Genomic DNA, 21,774 nt, shown 5'->3' on the forward strand with positions numbered 1-21,774 from the left:
GCAGGCTTTTCTCCCATTAGGGTTGGGGGGCGGGCAGGGTGATGGTGGCGTGGGTGCGCTCGCCTTTGCCGAGGGCGTTTTGCGCTCGCACCCAAACTTGGTAGGTGGTTCCCGGCTCGAGGTTCTTGAAGGTCACCTGTGTCTTGTTGGCTTTGGGCCGTTTGGTTTTGCCACTGCCGTGGTCGCCGCCCTCGGGCTTGAGGTGCACGATGTAGCGGGTGGGGGCGGTGCCGTCGGTGGGCGCGGTCCAGCTCACTTGAACGCCGCTGTTGTTGGTGGCGGTGAGGGTGAGGTCGGAGACCGCGCCGGGAGTGAGCACGATCTGCTCTTCCACAACGTGCTCGTCGGTCGGCGGGGTGAACTCCTCGGGGAGGGGTTCCTCGTCGGCGGGGGGATCGTCACCTTGGTCGTCGCCCTCATCGTCGGCGCTGCCGCCCTGGTACTGCTGCGGTTGCTGTTGCTGGGCGGCGGGTGCTTCTTCGACGGTCACGGTGAAGGTGTCGGTCACGATCCCGCCGTTCTCGTCGTTGGCGGTGACGGTGAGCTCGGCGGTGCCCCGTCCCGTCGCCAGCACCCAGATCTCCGGCGACGGGGTGTGCTGGATCAACCCCACCGACACGTCGTCGTCGGACGACTCTGCGGTGATCGTGAGCCGGTCGCCGTCGGCGTCGGCGAACACCCCGGACAGATCGACCGTCGCGTCGCCCCCCACGAGCAGCGGCCCCACGTCCGCGATGGCCGATGCGACCGTAGGAGCGTTGTTGGGCCTGTTCGGCTCGGAATCGCCGGGACGCTCCAACGCGCCCTGTTCGCCCTCGGTGCCTGGCGAGCCCTGGCCCCCGACCCCGCTCTGGCTGCCGTCGTCGCTGCCGTCGTCGACGGTTATGTGTACGCCGCTATAGCTGCCTGGGAGGGTAGACGTGATGACGATGATCGCCTGTTCTGGTGTGTTGTCGCTGTCGTCTAGGGAGGTGATGGCCACGACTTGGGGCTTGTACCAATTTGCGCTGGTGAAGGTAAGGGTTTGCGGGAAAATGGACACGGCTTCTCTGTCCCAGGTGTAGCCGGGCGCGCCGAATTGGGGTCCCAGAGTCGCGGTCATAAAGGTGACGGTGACGGTCGTGCTGCCGGAGAGTGCCTCCAATAGGTTGTAGGTGAAGGTCTGGTTTTCGCCCTCGTCTGAGAAGTGCATTGTGAGGTATTGGCTGGTGCCGCCATTGATGGGGTCGTCCAGCGTTTCTTCTTTGACCGAGTCGCTGACGAGTTTCCCGCCGTAGGTCCCAGTGTCGGTAGACGGGTCTTCCTCGAGAGTGATGGTGACGGTGTCGACGGCTTGGGAACTGCCGTGCGATACCGCCAGCTGGAAGGAGAGGGTTTGGGGCGCGGCGGGCGGCACGAAGTTGGGCTGCTGCGCTGTGGCGCTGGACAGGGTGACGGGTGGTCCGGCTGTCTGGGTCCATTGGTAGGTGGGGGTCTCACCGGAGGACACCGCCGATCGCGAGCCGTCGAGGGTGATCTTGTCTATGCGGCCCGGCACCGTCAGGTCGCCTCCGGCGTCGGCGGTGACGGCGGTCATCTCGACGATTTGGACGCCGTGGTCGATGTTGGATGCGACGATCGCGTAGTGGCGGTTTCCTATTGTGAAGGTGTCGATGCCTGTTGCATCATCGAGCCTGGCGCTGTTGGTGTCGCCGATGTTGGCTTTGGGCACGGGGTTGTAGGGGTTGGTGATGTCGATGATCTGGACGCCGTCGTCGCCGCTAGAGGCCACCGCCGCGTAGTGGCGGCCTCCGATGGTGTGGACGGCCACATGGCCTGGGTTGTCCAGTCTGAGGCTGCCGCTGTCTGCGACGCGGGCGGTGGGGAAGATGTTGTGCGGATCGGTGATGTCGATGATCTGGACTCCGTCGTCGGAATTGCCGGTCACCACCGCAAAGTTGCGGCCCCCGACGCGGTAGATGTCCACGCTCTGCGGCCCTTTCAACTCGAGCTGGTCTGTGTCCGACAGATGGTCGGCGGCGGTGATGTCGTCGGGATCGGTGACGTCGATGATCTGGACTCCGTCGTCTATTTCGGAGACCACCACGGCATAGTGGCGGCCGCCCGTCGGGTAGTGAGCGACGGCACTTGCGCCCTCAAGCTCCAAGTCCCCGCCGTCGGTGATGCTGTCTTTGAGAGCAGCGTTGCCGAGGCCGCGAGGGTCGGTCACATCCACAATCCGAAGGGAACTCGACAAAACTCCGGAGACAGCCGCATACTGCTTGTCTCCCACCCTGTACACGAAGAGGTCTGAGGCGAAGTCCATCTTGCTGCTGTCAACAACATGGGAAAGCTCGTCCAGCCGCCCATTCTCGTGGATGTGGAACGTCTGAATCGCGTCGGAATTGCTCCAAGCCAACACGAAGTAGAGCTCGCCATCGTTGGCGACATAAGAGGTCACCGACTCGCCGCCAACGGCGTTGTTGAAGTTGTTGTTCCCAGATTGCTGCTGCCGGTTCGGGTGGCGCAGCTCGTTGATGCTGGACGGGTCCGAAACGTCCAACAGATGCACACTCTCATTGGCGGAGGCCACCACCGCCAACATCCTGCCCTCATGCGCAAAAGCCTCCACCTGGATTGCTCCGCTCAAATACGTGTAATCGCCGTCAGCCACACTGTCCCGCAACGCGAGGTCCACCGCCGTCTTGCCCACCGACACCTCAGCATTGGGGTCTGCGGATACCGACACGGCGACCGTGTCGGTGGAACTGGCGCTGCCGTGCGTTGCGGTAAGCGTAAAGACGAGCGTCGAGGGCGTGGCCGGCGCCGTGAAGGACGGCCGCTGCGCCGTGGCGCTGGACAGGGTGACGGTTGGCCCGGCTGTCTGGGTCCATTGGTAGGTGGGGGTCTCACCGGAGGAAACGGCCGATCCCGAACCGTCCAAAACGACGGCGCTGCCGGTCCTCGCCGACTGCCCATCTCCGGCGTCGGCGGTGACGGCGGTCATCTCGACGATTTGGACGCCGTTGTCGTCGGTGGATGCGACGATCGCGTAGTGGCGGTTTCCTATCGTGAAGGTGTCGATGCCGAATGCGCCATCGAGCTCTGCGCTGTTGGTGTCGCCGATGTTGGCTTTGGGCACGGGGTTGTAGGGGTTGGTGATGTCGATGATCTGGACGCCGTCGTCCGCTTGGGAGGCCACCGCCGCGTAGTGGCGGCCTCCGATGGTGTGGACGGCCACGCCGCGTGGGTTGTCCAGTCTGAGGCTGCCGCTGTCTGCGACGCGGGCGGTGGGGAAGATGTTGTGCGGATCGGTGATGTCGATGATCTGGACTCCGTCGTCGGAATTGCCGGTCACCGCCGCAAAGTTGCGGCCCCCGACGCGGTAGATGTCCACCTCGTCCGCCCCATCCAACTCGAGCTGGTCTGTGTCCGACAGATGGTCGGCGGCGGTGATGTCGTCGGGATCGGTGACGTCGATGATCTGGACTCCGTCGTCTTCGATGGAGACCACCACGGCGTAGTGGCGGCCGCCCGTCGGGTAGTGAGCGACGCCCGACGCACCATCGAGCTCCAAGTCCCCGCCGTCGGTGATGCTGTCTTTGAGAGCAGCGTTGCCGAGGCCGCGAGGGTCGGTCACATCCACAATCCGAAGGGAGTTCGACAATTTTCCGATGACAGCCGCATACTGCTTGTCTCCCACCTTGTACACGAAGAGGTCTGAGGCGAGGTTCATCTTGCTGCTGTCAACAACATGGGAAAGCTCGTCCAGCCGCCCATTTTCGTGGATGTGGAACGTCTGAATCGCGTCGGAATTGCTCCAAGCCAACACGAAGTAGAGCTCGCCATCGTTGGCGACATAAGAGGTCACCGACTCGCCGCCAATGGCGTTGTTGAAGTTGTTGTTCCCAGATTGCTGCTGCCGGTTCGGGTGGCGCAGCTCGTTGATGCTGGACGGGTCCGAAACGTCCAACAGATGCACACTCTCGTCGGCGGAAGCCACCACCGCCAACGTCCTGCCCTCATGCACAACAACCTCAACATCGGTTGCGCTGGCCAAATACGTGTAATCGCTGTCAGCCACACTGTCCCGCAAAACCAAGTCGATCCCCGGCTCCCCATGGGAACCATTTGCGGCGGCGACCCCTCCGCCGGAGGCAGCAACAACCGTGGCCGCCATGACCACCACTGCAAGCAATAAAGCCGGTACGCGCATGAACATCTCCCTGCACTATGGGTACCGGATAATTTTGCCCGCCACTTTCGTAGATCGAAAGCAATAACCGTATAACTACAGTGGAAATATGCCCTTTGTTCATACAAAATTTCGTGCCGACCACTCAAACGCTAGAGATTCAAGCGCGAACCCCTTCGCCCACCGACAATCGGGCTCGCCATTGGCCCCCCGCTGGAATGATTGGGCTGGAGGGCGATGCCGCGAATGTCGTCGTATTGGAATTTGAGAGCGTCGAAGGCGGCCATCGCTGCGGCTCCCTGTGGGCCGGGCAGGGCGAAGTCTAAGCAGGCCTGGTCCATGGAGAACTCGAAGTCGTCGTCTGTCATAGCGGCGAGCACGGTGTCGTTTTCGGTGACAGCGAGGTGGGTGCCTACGGCTGCGCCGCGGTTGAAGGCGCTGTACCACCACTGCGAGTCGATCTCGGCGACGTGGGCGGAGTAGGAGCTGTTCGCGCCGACGCCTGAGGCGTGGGCGGGCAGGCCGGCGGCGATGCTGGTGCGGGTGTAGCAGTCGAGCTGGTCTCCGGGCCGCAGCAGTCGCAAGAGGTCGCCGACGGCGATTTCGTCGGGGTGGGGGACGGTTCCGTGGTCTTTGGCCAGGCGCCGGAGGGTGCGGATGTGGAGCGGCACCCCCTTGGCGCGCCACAGCGCCGGTGGGGGTGAGGAACTGTTGGTGGCGGGTGCGGGTTGTTGCGGGCATGTTTTGTCCTTTCGAGGTTCGGCGGTCACAGGCCGATGTCGATTGCCGGGGCCGCTAGTGCGGCTTCGGCGGGTGTCGGTAGGGCGCTGTCGATGAGTTGTTGGAGGTCCAAGTCGGCGGCGACGGCGATGTGGTGGGCGGCGAGCACGGCTGCTGTGGGGTCTCCGGCGGTTTGCCGCACGGCGGCGCGGGCGGCGCGGGCTAGCTCGCCATAGGAGCGGGTGCGGTCGAGTTCGGCGATGCGGGCGATGGCCGACCAGGGGTGGGGCAGAGAGTGGCGGACGGTTCGGCGCAGGTCTTCGGGTTGGAGGTCGGCGGGGTCGCAGCCGTCGGGTAATTGCACGGTGCGGGTGTGGACTCCTTGCCCGTCGGCGAGCTCGGCGATGGTGTGGGCTGCTTTTGTCCCGGCCGTGTCGCTGTCGAAGGCGATGGTGAGCAGGCCGGGCTGGCTGCATTGGGCGCGGAGGGTGTGGAGGTGGCCGGGGCCGAGGGCGGTGCCGCAGGCGGCGACGGTGTTTTTGATGCCGGCTTGGTGGGCGGCGATCACGTCGGTATAGCCCTCGACGACAACGGCTTCTCCTGTCGCGGCGACAGAGGGGGCGGCTTGGTCGGTGCCGTAGAGCGCTTCGGACTTGTTGTAGAGGCGCGTGTTGGGGGTGTTGAGGTACTTGGGGCCGTCGTCTTTGAGCGTTCGTCCGGCAAGAGCGATGGGAGTGCCGACGGCGTCGCGGATGGGGAACACCACCCGGCCCCGCAAGAAGTCCCAGGTTCGGCCGCGGGTGCGGCCCAACACGCCTGCTGCGATCCCGGCTTCTGCGCCGATGCCAGAGCGCACCAGGTGGTCGACAAGGGCCTGCCATTGGTCCGGGGCCCAGCCGAGCTGCCATTGGGCCCAGAGGTCTTCGCCGATGCCCCGGCCGATGAGATAGGCACGGGCCTCAGCGGCGTCGGGGCTGGAGACGAGCTGTTGGTGATACCAGTCGGCGGCCTCTCTCACCGCGGCGGCATCGGGTCCGGCGCGGTCGCCCGCTGAGGCCGGAATGAGCGTCGGGGACGGGTCGGGGCGGGCGGCCATAGCCGCGACAGCCGGCACCGATGTCGGCGGGGGCGGATCGGCGCGGTCAGCGTCGGTGTCGACGCGCGGTTGGGTCGCCGCACCCGCCAGTTGCAGGTCGGCACTGGGGGCCGGGCCGGGTTCGTTGGCGGCGGCGAATAGGTCTTGGGCGATGTCGATGGCGGCTTGTTCCCAGGCGGTGGCGAGGTGGCGGGGGGTGCAGCCGCTGTCGGCCCAGTCGTCGACGGCTGCTTGCCATCGGTTTGTGTCGGCGTCGACGAGGTGGGCGAGGTCGGCGCCGCAGGCTTGGGCGATGCGTGCGGTGCGCTGGGCGGCGAGGTCGTCGAGGACGCTTCGGTGCTGGGCCTTGCGGCGGGCGGCGACCGCGGCGCGCACATCGGCTGCCCACACCGCGGCCTGCCCGGTCGGCGGCTCGCAGCCGGTGAGCGCCTCGATGCGCTGGCGGGCCGGAGGGTCGCAGACGGCGACGACCAGCGGGGTGAGCTGGGCGCGGCTGTGGGTGTCGGCCTGCTGGTACATGGCCCACAGTTCGATGAGCCACGGGTTGTCGAGGGCCCCGGCGGTCTGGTTGTGGCGCGCGATTTGGTCGAGGGCTTGGCGGTTGATGAACCGGAAGCCGTTGTCGAGCAGGCCGCGGGCTGAGCGGATCGCGCCCAGCGTGGGCCGGCGCTCGCCCAAAGCCGGGACCCCGGGCTGTGCCGCCGAGAGGACGGCGGCGTCGAGCCGGTCGATGTGGGCGAGGAGCCGGTCTTCCATCTCCATCATCTCCTGGTCTTGGCGGGCGGCGCTTTCGCCTTCGAACTCACAGAGTCCGGCGAGCCAGTCGTCGATCTCATCGGCGATGTGGTCGTCGATGTCGTCGGCCCGGGCGCGTTGGCCGGCCAGATCGCGCCGGTCGACCAGCGCTGCGGCGTCGATGCCGGTAGCGGCTGGCAGAGCCCGCCTGGAATCAGCCGCGATCTCAGCGAGGTGGGCTTTGGCGCCATCAGCGCTCATGGTCGGGTTGGTGGTGTCGGTGGCGGTGGCTCAGCCGTGGCGGCGGGCGAACACCGCGTCGATGATCTGTTCGGGCTCGGTGTGGGCCGGCGCGGTCTCGGGATCGGCTGCGGGCTGGTCGCAGATGATGTGGAGCCAATTCTCGGCGCGGCCCCTCGACAGGCCGACGTAGAGCTGGTCGCGCCCGGTGGATGCGCCGATAAGCGTCAGCGAGGCGTCAACGGTGGTGCTTTGCGCTCGGGTCTGGGTGATCGCATAGCCCAGATCGAGGTGTTTGGCGGCATAGGCGGCCGTGATCGTCGCTTCTGCGCCCCGTTCCAGGTGCTCCAGCACCACATCGCCGCTACGGGTGGCAGCGGTCACAACCCACCGGTCGCCGTTGCGGATTGGCAGGCCGTCGTTGGCTCGGCGGTGCCGGTCGTTGCGCCGGGTGGTCACGATGTCGCCGATGCGGATGGCCCCATCGCCTGTGCCGCTGACCGCCTCTCCGGTTTCTGCGGCATCGGCCCGGCGGCAGGCGATCTCGGCGTTGACGTGTGCGGCCAGCTCCAGGGTGGGGCAGCTGGTTCGTGCTCGTGGGGTTGGGATGGCTGCGGAGGTTCAGGGGTTGGGGGGTCTCGGGGTTTGGCTGCGGCGTGTCGCTGTCGGAGGAGTCTGGCACGTATGGCTAGTGAGAGGGTTTTGCGGGGGCGGGTTCGCCTGCTTTGGACCGTGTTCGGCCAGGTTTTGGGGCTGTGACCGGCCTGATTGGGTTGCGGTGCGGGTTGCGATCGGTGTTGTTGGGGGTTTGCGACCGGTCGCGACCGGTGGTGTGTTGCATGATGTCGGGCGTGATTGCAGCTGTTGGCCGTCGATGTGGGCTTTTGGCGGGTGGGTCGCCTGCTGGCGGCTTGGGCCACTCTGGGATGGTGTTGGTTCAGCTAGTGGGCACCGGTTCGAGGGGCCGGGTTCAGGCGTTGTGGTGTTGTGGTCGGGCTGTATCCTTTGGGTGTGGCTCTGGTTGCTTCTCGCGGTCTGCCGACTCTGGAGGACGCCCGGCGGGCCGCGGTCGCGCTCGAGGAGGCCTTGGACCCCGGAAAGGTTCTGTTGTTCGGCTCGGTGGCCCAGGGCGCGCAGGGGCCCGGCTCGGACTTGGATTTGGTGTTGGTGTTCGACGACTTGGGCGACTACTCCGACCGCCGCTCAATTGCCGACAGGGCCCGCCAGACGGTCCGGGGGGCGACGGGGTTCGGCTGCGATGTGCGGGTCACCGACCGGCCCGAGTGGGAGGTGCGCGCCAAGCGGTGCCGCTCCACCTTCGAGGCGCACATCGCGTCTCATGCGGTCACTTTGGTGTCGCGGCCCCCGCGTGGCAGCATCGACTGGGACAAGGAGATCGGCATGGCCCCCTCTGACGCCGAGCAGGCCGCCCGCAGCCTCAACAACGTCGCCAACGCGCTCGCAAAGCTGCTCATGGCCATGGGGACCTCGACAAACGAGCGCGACGCGCTCCGGGCCGGCGACCTCTACGAGGCCGAGAGCTTGAAGCGCAGCCGCCTGCTCAGTGTCTGCGAGCAATCACAGACCGCCATGGAGACGTCGCTCAAGGCCCTCATGCATGCCTTGGAGGGCGACCACCCCGGCAAGGTCCACGGCATCGGCCAGCTTCTTGATGCAGCCGGCGCTTACCTGTCCCGGCCTGGAGCGGACCGGCTGGCGGCGAGTCTGGGCTCCATCAGCCCCGAAGACGCATCGGTATGGCGCGAGGCTGGCACCTATCCCGATGACCTAGACATCGCCGGCGACCCCGACGCCGCCACCGAAGAGTTCTCAGCCCAGATGGCCAAAGCAGCCGCCGACATGGCCCACACCTGCATCGGCCTCATCGAGCAACAACTCGGTCTCTTGCCCCCCGCCGCCTCGCAAGCACTCAACCGCATCAGCCAGATCCATCAAGAACTCCCAACCCTCAACCCCGGCCGCGACGCCCCCGGCTCGGACTTCGACATCGGCCTCTAGCCCCCTCCCGCACCAACCAGCAAGACAGGGGCGGGAGCCGACGCTCCCGCCGAATAACCACAGGTGAGCTGCTCACCAGCCCAGGTTCAGTCCGCGATCCCCTTCAAGCGGGTTCGCTCGATGGGCGCATGCTCCACAATGTTGTAAAGCACCGGCCGTCCCATAGCCTCTGCCCACACCTCGTAAACACACTCTAGGAGTCGCGGTACTCTGAAGATGTCAGCGGATCGGCGACTGCGACGAGGGGTTTGGGCGGAAAGAAGAGCCCGTCATAGATCCAGCGCTGGCCCAGCGGCTCCGCCAACTCGATAGTCACCGCGGTCGACGGGTTGTCTTGGCAGGTGTTCATCCCGGCGACGGGCACCACCGCGAAGGCCACCACCACTGCGGTGTCGGTCTCGATCACCTGGGGACCCCGCAGTGCGTCGCCCATCTCGCGGCCGCCCGCGCACCCCTGCTCGGTGACCAGCACGTCAATCGCGGTATCGCCGACGCCGGGCATCGATTCGGGATCGAGGAGCACCTTCACCCGGGCGAGCCCAGGCGGCAGTGGGATGGCAGGCTCGCAGAGTTGCCCGGAGGCCTCTCCTGCGAAGATCCACCGGTCGCCGCGCCGCTCAATGCCCGCGACCCCGAAGCCGCCCGGAGACAATGCCGCGAAGACTGCCTGGTCGGAGTCGATGCTGATGACGACCCACCGTCCTCGGGGCAGCGGCTCGCCTCCAGGGTTACGGAGCTCGGCCCGCAGCACGTCCACCGCCGGATGGTCGATGACGTCGATCGAGGGCGGGTTGATCATCTGCGAGTAGCGCACCGGCGGCGTGCCAGGACACGACACCAGCGGATCCTCCACATCTAGATCCGGGATCACGTCCAGCGGCCCCTCGGGAGGCTGTGGCGTGCGGGCGATCTCCACGCACACCGCCGAAGGGTCGGGGATCTGTTGTGCGATCTCGGCCAGCGCGCCTTCCGGCGGATTCACCAGATACAGGGTCACCCGCTGGCGCTTGATGTCATAGCCCGTGCCGTTCAGACCGAACTCCGTCCAGTCCTCCCGGGAGATTGATTGCCGCATCTTGTCCCGTATGGCCTTCACCTCGACCTCGCTGAACCGGACCCGTACCACGTCGATGACGATGTCGTCGCGCTCGCCCAGGGGCCGGTCGTCGGTGATCGGCGGGCGCGGCGTGACTCCCACGTAGTCATCCGGCGATGGGGCGCGGGCGAAGATCGCGGCACGGTGCGGTTCTGGGTCATCGGTGAACGCGATCATGAGCACACCGCCGCTGTCACGGTCGGTCCAGAGACCCGCGAAAGTGTCGGGATGCTCCATCGCGTAGGTACCCAGCACGCCTTTGTCGATGGGATCGTGGTTCTGGCGACCGCTGAGCTTGCCCTCAAACTGCGACTTCAGCTCAGGAACATCCTCACAGTCCGCCAACCCATCCGCGTCGGCAGGAACAACCGACAGCTCCACCCCGGCCGGCGCTGGCTCCGAGCCGACAACCACGATGTCGCCGGAGTCCCCGCCGCATCCCATGGCCAGCAGCACCACCAACAGAACCGCGAAACCCCTCACAGTGATCGTGGCAGTGTCCTAGAGGTTTAGTCCGGCTGCGCTTGCGGCAGGGTGATCGTCGCCTGCACGCGCTCGCCCTTGCCGACGGCGTTCTGCGCCCGCACCCAGACCTGGTAGGTCGTGCCCGGCTTGAGTTTGCTGAACGTCACCTTCGTCTTGGTTGCTTTCGGACGCTTGGTCTTGCCGCTGCCGTGCTCGCCGTCCTCGGGCTTCAGATGCACGATGTAGCGGGTCGGGGCGGTGCCGACCTCCGGCGCCGTCCAGCTCACCTGGACGCCGCCGTTCTTCGGCGTCAGCGTCAGATCGATGACCGGGCCGGGAACCTCGACCACCTGCTGCTGCGCTTCGGGCTCGGCCACCTGTTGCGCTTCGGCCTCGGGCTCGACCACCTGCTGCGCTTCGGCGTCGGGCACCGTGACGTCGAACGTGTCGCTGACCTGGTTGCCGTCGGAGTCCTGGGCCGTGATCGTGATGGTGGCCGTGCCCGGGCCGACGGCTGTCACCGTGACGGCGGTCACCGCTGTCGGTGAACTGTCGAAGGCCGTAGTGAATCCGACGATCTGCGTGTCCGACGACGAGACGCTGAGCGCCAGCGTGTCGCCGTCGGCGTCCGAGAAGACGCCCGACATGGAGATCTCCTTGCTCGCTCGCCGCTGGAGTTCGCTGATGTCGGCGATCGCCGAGGCGACCGTCGGCGCGGCCTTGACCTTCACCGTGAACGTGTCCGAGACCTCGTCTTCGCCGTCGCTGGCCGTGACCGTGATCGTCGCCGTGCCGCGACTCTTGGCGGTAACCGTCAGCGACGAATAGTCCGCCGCTACCGAGACCGTGGCAACACTGCTCTTGGAGGTCTTCGCCGAGATCTTCAGGCTGTCGCCGTCGGCATCGGAGAAGACGCCGGAGAGCGAGACCTGCTTCGTGCCGCTCTCGTTCACGATCGTGGCGTCGGAGAGCGCGGACGCCACAGTCGGCGCATTGTTGGGCGGCTCGGTCACTGTCACCGTGAAGCTGTCGCTGACCTGGTTGCCGTCGGAGTCCTGCGCGGTCAGGGTGATCGTCGCCGTGCCCGGCTTGACGGTCAAGATCAGGAGATCACCGAAGAACATGTACGCCGCCGCGATGTTCTCGTCGGTGGACGAGGCGCTGTAGGTCAGCGTGTCGCCGTCGGCGTCGGAGAAGACGTTCGACGGCGAGATATCGTGTGTCTGCTCGGCGACCAGGCTGATGTCGGCGATCGGCGAGGCGACCGTCGGCGCGGCCTTGACCTTCACCGTGAACGTGTCCGAGACGCGACCGTTGCGGCCGTCGTGGGCCGTGACCGTGATAGTCGCCGTGCCCGACGACCCGCCGGTCACCGTCAGCGAGGAATCGTCGGACGCCATCGCGACCGAGGCCACGTTCTGCGCCGATGAGGCCGCCTCGATCATCGTGATCGTGTGGCCGTCGGGATCGGAAAAGCGGCCCGACGTCGAGATCTGCTGCGAATCGCCTCTACCGACGAGCGTGATGTCGTCGAAGGCCGTCTCGACTGTCGGCGGTTGGTTGGCCAACTTCCTGATTTGAGCTGGGTCCTTCCTGCCCTCGCGATACGCGTCTTTCACCTCATTGAACTGCTCGAGCGTGATCTTCTTGTTGCCCCAATCCTGGCCGGCCTGAGCGTACTCGATGAGGTCGATCACCTTGTTGCCATTGGCGTCGTACTGCTTGACGAATTCCGACAGTTCAGGCTCTGGTTCAGGCTCAAGCTCGGGCTCGGGCTCGGGCTCCGGCTCCTGTTCCTGCTCGGGCTCGGGCTCCGGCTCCTGTTCCTGTTCGGGCTCGGGCTCGGGTTCGGGTTCGGGCTCGGGCTCCTTGGTTTCCTCCGGCTCCGGCTCAGGCAGCTCGCGGACGTCGAAGCCGGTAAGGCAGGTGCGACAGGACGAGCGAATCGTCGACATCACCTCGACCAGTTCGACAGTGGTCACGTCGCCGATCTCCCAGAAAAAGCCGGGCAGGTTCCAGCGGTAGTTGCCGCCGCCGTGCGAGCCCGCGGAGAGCTTGAACTCCAGCCCGTCCGCACCGCCGATCCGGAGCCGCAGGTCGCGGTCGTTGGGCAGCGATTGGCTGAGATTCAGATCGAGCCGCTGAAGCTGTTCGCGGAACGGGTCGGCGTCCCAGGAGTGGTGCGAATCTATTCGGTACAGGCCGTTGACGGTGTAGGTCCGGCCGCCATACCAGAAGTTGATCGTGTTCGGGTCAAGCACGCCCTGTTTGGCTACCGGGTAGGTCTGGCTGCCGCACGGCACCTGGGTGGTTCCCGTATCGGCCCAATAGAGGCAGCCGATCCCGAAGGTGTGACGAGTCTGTCCGGCCGTCAGCGTGGCTTTCCAGCCGACCACATCACGCGACCGGTCCTCGAAGTAGCCGGTGCGCGGCGTCCTGATGGAGGTCGCGGTCACCCAGGGGCCTTTGGCGTCGCGGTTCAGCGCGCGCACGCGCACGTCGTAGCTCGTATCCGGTTTGAGGTTCCGGATGGTCCAAAGCCCCTTCGACGTTTCGCTCTGAACTTCGGCCGGGCTCTTGCTGCTTGTCCAGGAGCGGTCGTCGTCATAGGTGAAGTGCTTGGCGGTGCTCGTCCAGCCGGTCGTCGGATTGGCGGGTGTGCCGCGTTGATCGGAGGCCGACGACTCCTTGTACTGCACTTCGTAGCCGTTGAGCGTGATCGCTCTGTTCTCCGACCTTGAGTAATAGTGGTGCCAGTTCCAGGGCTGCCCGCCGATCTGGGGCATGGTGCTGCCGGTGGGCGGATCCCACCTGACCTGTAGTTGCCGGTCGCCCGGCGCCACCGTCAGATTGCGCGGCGCGTTGGGCGCATCCGTGTCGCGGATGATGACCGAAACTGTTGGCCAATAGAACGTCTCTCGGACCATTCTGAAGTCGCCGCCTTTGCGATCCAACGCGAGATCGACGACGAACGAGTTGGTTTGCCTATCGGTGTCCGGGGCGATGGTGATGTCGACGGTGGCGGTTGTCTCGCCCTTTGCGATGGATATCTTGCCAAAGGTGGCGTAGTGCCACCCTCCCCCCGGGATTTGTCGCTTTGTCGCTCCAGAGCCTAGGTGTCCATACACTCCGTAGCCTCGACGGAGCGAGTTCTGGTCATTGTGCAGCCACACGCGCGTCTCGACGTCGAAGGCGTACGGCGCCGGACCGGTCAGATTCGCCCGAATGGTGAGCGTCTTTTCCGCGTCGCCCTCTTCGACCAAGAGGCCACGACTCGTCACCGCGCCGATGCTGCCGAGGCTCTGGTGATACACCGACGGCGACGAGTTGTCCACGGAGTACGAGATGCCAACGCCCCGGGTGATTTTCAGCGTGTAGGTCTTCGTCGTGGTGCCGTCCTCAGCGGTGACGATGACATTTACCCAGGTATCAGGCTGATCGAACGCGATCGCGTTGGTGTACTTGATGCCGGCAACGTTCTGGTCGCCATTGGCGCGTGGACACCCGTTGACCGCACGTTGGCTGTTGCCGAAGCCGTGATCGGCGGTCTGAGCAGTGACCGCCGTAGGCGTGCCGGTGGTTGGGTTTCCCTTGCTGAACGCGATCGTCGCACCCGGATCGTTGGCCTTGGCCTTGACGGCGACGTAGGCATAGACAGATGTCACCGTCTGGAAATAGCTGGTGGTTGCCGCCGCGAACGCAGGGCTGGGATTCAGGTAGTTGCCACGGTTTTGGGGCCAGCAATAGTCGATGTCGATGGCCCCACTGCCGACGCGCCATTCCCACTGGCTCAGGGTGGCGTCGGTTGAAGGAGGACTCTGCGCCCCGGCCTGAGGCGAGTTGAGCACGAGCAGCGCGCCCAGCAGAGCGGCGAGGCCGGCGACGAGCATCGCACCGCGGCGCAGGCCAAGAACCCCGAAAGCCGCGCCACGTCCTCGCAATCGGGAAACTCCGAACGTGATGTTGCGATCGCGGTCAAGGAACATGGTCCTCTACCTTTCTTTGGTGGTCTTTCTTTGGTGGTCAGGTCATCCTTCGACTCTTGTGGTGTGGGGTGTGGCTGGGTTTATCGTTGGAAGCCGCCGGCGACCCAGGCTGCTCTGATTTTGACGAGGTCGAGGTAGTCGATCCCGTGGCCGATGTCGTCGGTTGCTGCGTCGTATTCGGATTTGTGGATGATTCCGTCTTTGTTGAAGTCGTAGCGGGCCACGACGTCTTCTTCTTCTGGAGCGTCTTGCGGCTCGGAGGCGCCGACGGTGACGGTGAATCTGTCGGTGACCCTGCCGCGGTTGCCGTCTTTGGCGGTCACTGTGATCGCGGCGGTGCCCTCGCCCACGGCGGTGACTGTCAGGCTCTGGGAGTCGGGCGCGATCGACACCGTGGCCACTGTGGTGTTCCAGGACCGCACGGTGATGGTGAGGGTGTCGCCGTCGGCGTCGTCGAACACGCCCGCTAGCGATACCTGCCGGGTGTCCTCGGGGTCGAGGCCGCCGATGTTGGCGATGGCCGACACCACGGCGGGCGCGCGGTTGGCGGCGTCGATGGTGACGGTGAACGTGTCGGTGGCGGTGCCTTCGTTGCCGTCGTCGGCGGTGACGGTGATGGTGGCGGTGCCCGCCTTGAGGGCGCGAACCGTCAGTCTGGCGCCTCCGGCGGCGACCGACACGGTGGCCACCGCGTCGTCGGAGGACTCGGCTTCGATGGTGGGGGTGTCGCCGTCGGCGTCGTTGAACACGCCGGCCAGGGTGACTCGGCGGGTGTTGCCGGGTTTGAGTCCGCTGATGTCGGCGATGGCCGACGCGATGGTGGGGGCGCGGTTGGCGGCGGCGGCGACGGTGACGTCGAAGGCGTCTGATGTGGTGCCGCCGTTGCCGTCGTCGGCGGTGACGGTGATGGTGGCGGTGCCCGCTTTGAGGGCGGTCACGGTCAGGCTGGCGCCTCCGGTGGCGACCGACGCGGTGGCCACCGCGTCGTCGGACGACTTGGCGGTGATGGTGAGGGTGTCGCCGTCGGGGTCGTCGAACACGCCCGACAGCGACACCTGCCGGGTGCCGCCGGGCTCGAGGCCGCTGACGTCGTCGAGCGCTGATGCCACGGTCGCTTGGGCGTTCTCGAGCTCGACGGTGACGTCGAAGGCATCCGACACGCTGCCGCCGTTGCCGTCGTCGGCGGTCACGGTCATCGTCGCGGTGCCCTCGCCCACGGCGCGCACCGTCAGCGCGGTGTAGGCGGCGTTCACCCTCGCGACGGCCACCGCGTTCTTCGACGAGCCGACGGTGACGGTGAGGCTGTCGCCGTCGGCGTCGGCGAACACGCCCGACAGCGACACTTCCCGGGTGTCGTTGGGCGCGAGGCCTTCGATGTCGGCTATGGCCGACGCGACGGTGGGCGCGTTGTTGGCCTCGTCGACGGTGACGTCGAAGGCGTCCGACACGGCGCCGTCGTTGCCGTCGTCGGCCGTCACGGTGATCGTCGCGGTGCCCGCCTTGACGGCGGTCACCGTCACGCTCGCGCCGTCGGAAGCCACCGACACGGTCGCCACCGCGGCAGCGGACGATTTGGCGGTGACGGTGAGCGGGTCGCCGTCGGCGTCGTTGAACACGCCCGACAGCGACACCTGGCGGGTGTCGTCGGGCTCGAGGCCGCTCACGTCGGCGATGGCCGACGCGACGGTGGGCGTGTTGTTGCCGCCCTCGACGGTGACCGCGACGGTGTAGGTCGCGGAGTCGGAGCCCTGGGTGACGACGATCTCGATGTTGTTGGTCTTGCCGCGCTGCAAGCTGACGTAGGTGTTGGCGTTCACGTTGCTGGGCTGGCCGTTGATCGTCGCGGTCTTGGGCGCGGTGACCGTCGGCACCACCCGCAGGCCGAGCACCCCGCGGGCCACCTCGGCGGTGTAGGAGGTGCGCCACCCGGCGAAGCCCTGCGCGAGCCGGGCATTGCCGCCGCTGCCGCCGCGGGTGACGGTCTGGAGCTCCAACCCCTCGAGCTGCACCACCGGCGGGCGCCTGAGCGTCACCGTGTAGGTGGTCGACGTCTCGCCCTCCGCCGACACCACCACCGTGACCAGGTTCTCCCCGTAGCTCAAATCGACCGACTGGCTCGCGCCGCTCACGCCGTTGATCGTGACCGCGGCCTGCGGATTGTACGCGTCCGCCCTCACCTGCACCTGGGCGATGCCGGCGTGCATCATCGACTGCCGCGCCAGGTACGACGTGGTGCCGCGCCGGAACTGGAACAGCGGGCCGCCGGTGCTCGCCGACACGTCCAGGTCGCGCAGCTCGGTGGGCGTGGGCATCGTCTTGGTGAGCTCCGACCAGGCGCTGGTGCCGCCCAGGTTGCCGGCCCGCAGCCCGAACGTGTACTGCGCGCCGGCGGTGAGACCGGTGAAGGTGGCGCTCTTGTCGGGGACATCGACGGTGCTCGTCGCCACGACGCGGCCCTGGCTGTCGCGGACCCGGAACTCGTGGTATCCGACCCCCGTCGGCGCCGAGGACCACTTCAGCGTCGCGCTGCCCATGTCGAGATCAACCCCCCACGTCCCGGTCCCGGTAGGCGCGTCGGGCAGCGCGCGGGTGACGGTGAGGGTGTAGGTCTTGGTCGTGGTGCCGTCGACCGCGGTCACCACCACGCTGACCGCGTTGTCGCCGTAGTCCAAAGCCACCGGCGTGTCCGCCGAGCCGCCGTCCACGGTCGCAGTCGCGGAGGGATGCAGCGTCCTCGGCGTCACCGTCAAGCTCGACACCGAGTTGGCGACCTTCAGCGCGTACTCCGTCACGCCGTCCTTCAGCGCCACCGGGCCCGCAGAGGTGCCCAGCCTGTCCAAGCGCGCGTCGTCGTCGTCGGGCAGCCCCCGCGTCACCGTCAGCGTGTACGTCTTGGTGATCGAATTCTCCAGGAGCGGCCGGATTCGTGCTCGCCCTCCTTCCCGATACCACTTGAACCGATCCCATTTGTGCAGGACCAGCGCGATGTCGGTCGCCTCGCCCGGCGTCAAGTGGAAGAAGGCGCCATCGCGATAGTCCCAATGCAACGAGTCGAGGAATCCGCGAATCCTTTGAGACTGCCCGGGGAAGGTCTTCCGTTCGGGCCAAGTATCGCCCCAGTTCTCGCCTACCTCTTCCAGGCTGCTGGCGGCGAAGATGTACGCCGTCCTCTCATAGTGGCCTCTGCCGTTGCCGTTGTAGGGAGTGGTGTAGTCGCCGATGACCTCGACCCGGTCCCATTCGACGGGGGCGATCACCTGGTAGTCGAGCTGGTCGGGTGAGAACGCCGGGGTGATGGTGAACCCTTGGGGCAGGGCGAGTCCGGTGATCCACATGTCGTCGGTGCTGTCGGCGGTGACGTCGACGACGGCGGTGAAGCGGATCTTGGTCTCGCGGGCGCGGCTGACCGTGACCCGGTAGGTGCCGGTGGTCTCCCCGTCTTCGGCGGTGACGACGACGTCGATGTGGTTGGCGCCGGGTTTCAGGGCGACGGGCGTGTCGGGGTCTTCGCCGGCGACGGTGACGGTGGCGTGGGGGCTGCTGGTGCGCGGCGTCACGGTGATGCTGCTGATGGTGGAGGCCACGTCGAGGCGGTAGCTGAGCGTGTCGGGGTCGAAGGGGATCGATCCCGGGCTGACCGAGAGGTGGCTGAGGCCGGTGTCGTCGGTGGGGTACTGGGCGCGGGTGATGGTGAGGGTGTAGGCCCGCTTGAGGGTGTGGTCGGCGAAGGGGGCCTGGTTGGCCTCGTCGGGCTTCCACTTGTAGACGCCGACCTGCACGGTGTGGGACTCGCCGCCTTCGAGGGTTGTCTCGTAGGCGCCGACGACGCCGCCGGAGAGCTGGGCGAGGAGGTGCTCGTTGGCGGTGTTCACGCCGATCGCCTCGAAGTCGGCCAAATCGGCGGCGGCGGCCAGGTAGGCGTAGCCGGCCGTCGAGGGGTCGGAGAAGCTGCCGAACAGGCTGACCTGGGCCATGTAGGGGGGCAGGGTGATGGTGTAGGCGCTCTGGTCGGAGGCGAGCGCCGGCGAGATCGTGAACGAGGCGGGCAGCGAGACCGACACGAGCTCCAGGTCGGAGGCGTCGTCACCGGCGGGGTCGGCGGCGGCGGTCAAAAGGATGCTCCCGGTGGTCGCCGAGCTGGTCGAAGCGGGTAGCTGGCGCAGCAGCGGGTACCTGCCGCCTGCGGGGAACCGCCAGGGGCTGTCGGCGCGGCCGTCGCCGTCGACGTCGACGTTCCAGTCCTCGTAGATGCCGGTGTAGCCCGATGGCGCCGTCAGCGCGGCGGTGGTCAGGCCCGTGCCGGTGGCGCTGGTCGTGGTGCCGCTGGCGACGGTGTCCCAGTAGCTGTCGGTGACCGTTCCGCTGCCCGAGCCGACGAGGCCTCCGCCGTCGGTGCGGGCAACCGAGTAGCTGGCCTTGAGGTAGGCGTTGTTCTGGCCGATCAGCCCGCCGATGTGGCTGCCGGTGGAGTCCACCGAGCCCGTGGCGTAGGTGGCGAGCACGTTGCCGGTGTTGCGGCCGACCAGTCCGCCGACTGCGCTGGCGGATCCGGTGACGGTGGCGCGGGCCATGCTGGCGCGGATCTTTCCGTCGTTGTCGCCAACCAGGCCCCCGATCCAGCGCCCGCCGCCGCTCGCGCTGGTGGTTCCGGTGACGGTCGCCACCGCTGAGCTGCTGATGACCGTGGATCGGTGCCCGAGTTGCTTGCCCACCAGTCCGCCCACCGAGTACCGGCCGGTGGCCGCGCCCGATGCGTTGCTGCGCACCACGTCTGTGTAGTTCTCACCGACCAGCAGGCCGACGTCGTTGTCGCCGGCGACCGTGCCCTTGGCGCTGCTGTCGAGAACTCTGCCGCGGTTCTCCCCGACGAGCAGGCCGATGTCTTGGTAGCCGCCGGTCACCGAGCCGCTGACGTGGACGTTGCTGATGGTGCCCCAGTTGTGGCCGACCAGCCCGGCGACCATGTGCCCGGTGCCGCCGCGGACTTCGACGCCGTCGAGGATGAGGTTGCGGACGTTCGCGCCTCCGCCGGTCGTGCCGAACAGCCCGACTCTGTGCATGTTCCCGGGCTTGTTCATGTAGAGGCCCGAGATGGTGTGCCCGTTGCCCTCGAAGACGGCGTTGTATCTCAGGTTGTAGATGGGCATGGGGGCCCAGCCGAGGCCGTCGTTCCAGTATCGGTCGCCGGAGTCGGGTTGGCCGTTGTTGTTGGTGTCGAGGTCGAGGTCGGTGACGAGTTCGTAGCCGTTGCATCTGATGGGGCATCCGGGGCCGTTTGAGATGATGCCGGGGAACGCTGTGGTGTACTCGCCGGCGGTGCCGCGGTCGGGGTTGGCGTCGCCGTTGTTGTCGAAGCGGATGGCGTTGAGCTGGGCGAGGTCGCAGACCTCGATGAGGCCGTCGTCGTCGCGGTCGTAGTCGCCGTTCACCGCGGGCGTGCATGCGGGCTGGGTTTCCACGGCGGTGATTTGGCCGGTGAGGGTGGCGGTGGCGGTCAAAAGCGTGTAGTTGGCGGCTTTGAAGGCGCCTTGGTCGCGCAGCGAGTAGGTGACCGCCACGCTGTGGGTTCCTGCTGCGGCAGTTGGGAACTGCCCGGTGACCACCAGTCCGCCGGCTCTGAAGTCGTCGAGCTCGGCGGCGGGCACGTCGGTGCCGACGGCGGCGGTGGTGTCGAAGGTGGCTGTGGTGGTGCCGTCGGCGTCGCGGGTGGCGACGGTGACGCCGGTGACCGAGGGGATGGTCAGCGGGGTGATCTCGTAGGCGGTGACGGTGGGGGCGGCGGGCAGCTCGTATTTGGCCGCGTGGGCCGAGGCGATGGCCAGGGTGCCCATGTTGATGGCGTAGGTGCCGGCGTCGTCGCCCGCTGTGCGGGCGAGCGCGCCGGTGACCACATCAGTCGCGGTGTCGCCCTCGTCGAGGCCGGTGACGGTGAAGCTCAAGTCGTCGGCGCCGCCGTAGGGGCGCGTCGGGCGGGTCGGGGTGATCGCCAGCGCGGTGCGGGGCGCGGCGGGGGTGGCGGTGAGGCTGTGCCAGTCGCTGGCCAGCCAGTCGATGACGGCCTCGTTTTTGAAATTGATGCCGTTTTCCGTCGAGAACCGCACGGCGCGCACCTGCACCTCGTAGGCGGTGCCGTTGTCCAAGCCGCTCACCGTTCTGCTGCCCAGCGACGCCGGGGTGAGCGGGTCGCCGTCCGCGGCGGTGGCCAGCGCCGCCGACGACGAGGGCGACGCCTTGTAATGAGCGAACTCGGTCGGGTTCAGCCACGTTGTCTCGCCCGACTTGCGCCAGCGCGCCTGGTAGAAGTTCGGCGCCGTCGCCGACTCCGACGCGTCCCAGTGGACGGTCAGCTGCCCGTCGCCGGGCGCCGCCCGCAGCCCCTTGGGATCGTCCACGGTGCCGCGCTTTACGATCAGCCGGTACGTCTCGGTGCTGGTGCCGTCCAGCGACGTCACCTCGACGTCGATCGGGGTGTAGCCGACCTTGACGTACCACGGGCCGCCCGCCTCGCCCGCCGACACCTTGGCCTTGGGAAAGCGCTGCTCGCCCGCCGGCAGCGGCCCCTTCACCGCGATCTGTTTCGCGCCGCCCGCCGCCGGCACCACCGACACCGCCACATACGACCCGGCCGACTCGCCAAGCTCCGCCCGGTACTCGCGCACCGACCCCGACAACGCCGGTGACAGCGCCAAAGCGCTGCCCGCAAACGAAACGTCGCCGTTGACGTCGGGCTGGTCCGACGTCGCCCGATACACCGACAAAACGGCCAGCGACGCGTCGCTCTGCTGCGCCTCGGTCGCCCGCACCACCGTGATCGAATAGCTCACCGACGCCTCACCGTCAGACGACGTCGCCACCACCGTGATCGAATTAGACCCCACCGCCAACGCCACCGGCCCGCTCGCCTGCCCGCTCGCCACCGCCACGCCGTTCACCGTCAACGACTCCGTCCCATACCGCGCCGTCGCGGTCACCCGCACCGACGACACAGTGTGCGGCGCCCACGCCCGATAATCCCTGTCCGACGCCACGAACACCGCCGGATGCAACCCCACCGGCGACAACGACAAACCCGACAACCCCACCTGCGAGTTGCCCTGCTGCGCCGAAACAGCCGGCGTTGTCAACAGCACCCCCAACACCGCAACCGCCGCAACCAGCGACACAACCGCCCTCAACCGCTGCCGAACCACTGCCGGGGAACCCATACCGAGCCTCCTCCCAATCCGTGACCCACGCCATCGAC

At 67.0% G+C, this 21,774-nt stretch carries 8 protein-coding genes; 1 reads left to right on the forward strand and 7 read right to left on the reverse strand.

All coding sequences use genetic code 11. The features are described 5' to 3' along the window. Nucleotides 1–16: 16 nt before the first annotated feature. From ACOGJC_RS05650 to ACOGJC_RS05665, 4 genes are all read right to left on the reverse strand, one after another. The gene (locus tag ACOGJC_RS05650; protein WP_419847538.1) at nt 17–4,201 is read right to left on the reverse strand and encodes a PKD domain-containing protein; all 4,185 of its coding nucleotides are present in this window, start codon (nt 4,199–4,201) and stop codon (nt 17–19) included. Between the two features lie 125 nt (nt 4,202–4,326). Beyond that, entirely contained in the window at nt 4,327–4,944 is a 618-nt protein-coding gene (locus ACOGJC_RS05655) for a hypothetical protein (RefSeq protein ID WP_419847539.1), read from the reverse strand. Then, entirely contained in the window at nt 4,941–6,986 is a 2,046-nt protein-coding gene (locus tag ACOGJC_RS05660) for a toprim domain-containing protein (protein WP_419847540.1), read from the reverse strand. The genes ACOGJC_RS05655 and ACOGJC_RS05660 overlap by 4 nt, the downstream gene beginning before the upstream one ends. A 30-nt stretch (nt 6,987–7,016) precedes the next feature. After that, a complete protein-coding gene (locus ACOGJC_RS05665) occupies nt 7,017–7,424 on the reverse strand; it encodes a hypothetical protein (RefSeq protein ID WP_419847541.1) in 408 nt (135 codons plus the stop codon). A 552-nt stretch (nt 7,425–7,976) separates the two neighbouring features. Between ACOGJC_RS05665 and ACOGJC_RS05670 the strand changes: the two genes are divergently transcribed. Further along, a complete protein-coding gene (locus tag ACOGJC_RS05670) occupies nt 7,977–8,984 on the forward strand; it encodes a nucleotidyltransferase domain-containing protein (RefSeq protein WP_419847542.1) in 1,008 nt (335 codons plus the stop codon). Nucleotides 8,985–9,177: 193 nt separating this feature from the next. Here ACOGJC_RS05670 and ACOGJC_RS05675 read toward each other — a convergent pair whose 3' ends face one another. From ACOGJC_RS05675 to ACOGJC_RS05685, 3 genes are all read right to left on the reverse strand, one after another. Next, nucleotides 9,178–10,563: a hypothetical protein gene (locus ACOGJC_RS05675; RefSeq protein ID WP_419847543.1), complete on the reverse strand. Its 1,386-nt coding sequence runs from the start codon at nt 10,561–10,563 to the stop codon at nt 9,178–9,180. A gap of 26 nt (nt 10,564–10,589) precedes the next feature. Continuing rightward, nucleotides 10,590–14,531: a fibronectin type III domain-containing protein gene (locus ACOGJC_RS05680; RefSeq protein ID WP_419847544.1), complete on the reverse strand. Its 3,942-nt coding sequence runs from the start codon at nt 14,529–14,531 to the stop codon at nt 10,590–10,592. Nucleotides 14,532–14,611: 80 nt separating this feature from the next. Next, complete coding sequence (locus ACOGJC_RS05685; protein ID WP_419847545.1) at nt 14,612–21,736, reverse strand: cadherin-like beta sandwich domain-containing protein; 7,125 nt, start codon at nt 21,734–21,736, stop codon at nt 14,612–14,614. Between the last annotated feature and the right edge of the window lie 38 nt (nt 21,737–21,774).

The sequence above is a fragment of the Candidatus Poriferisocius sp. genome, from assembly GCF_965204015.1.
In the GTDB taxonomy this organism is placed as follows: domain Bacteria; phylum Actinomycetota; class Acidimicrobiia; order Acidimicrobiales; family Bin134; genus Poriferisocius.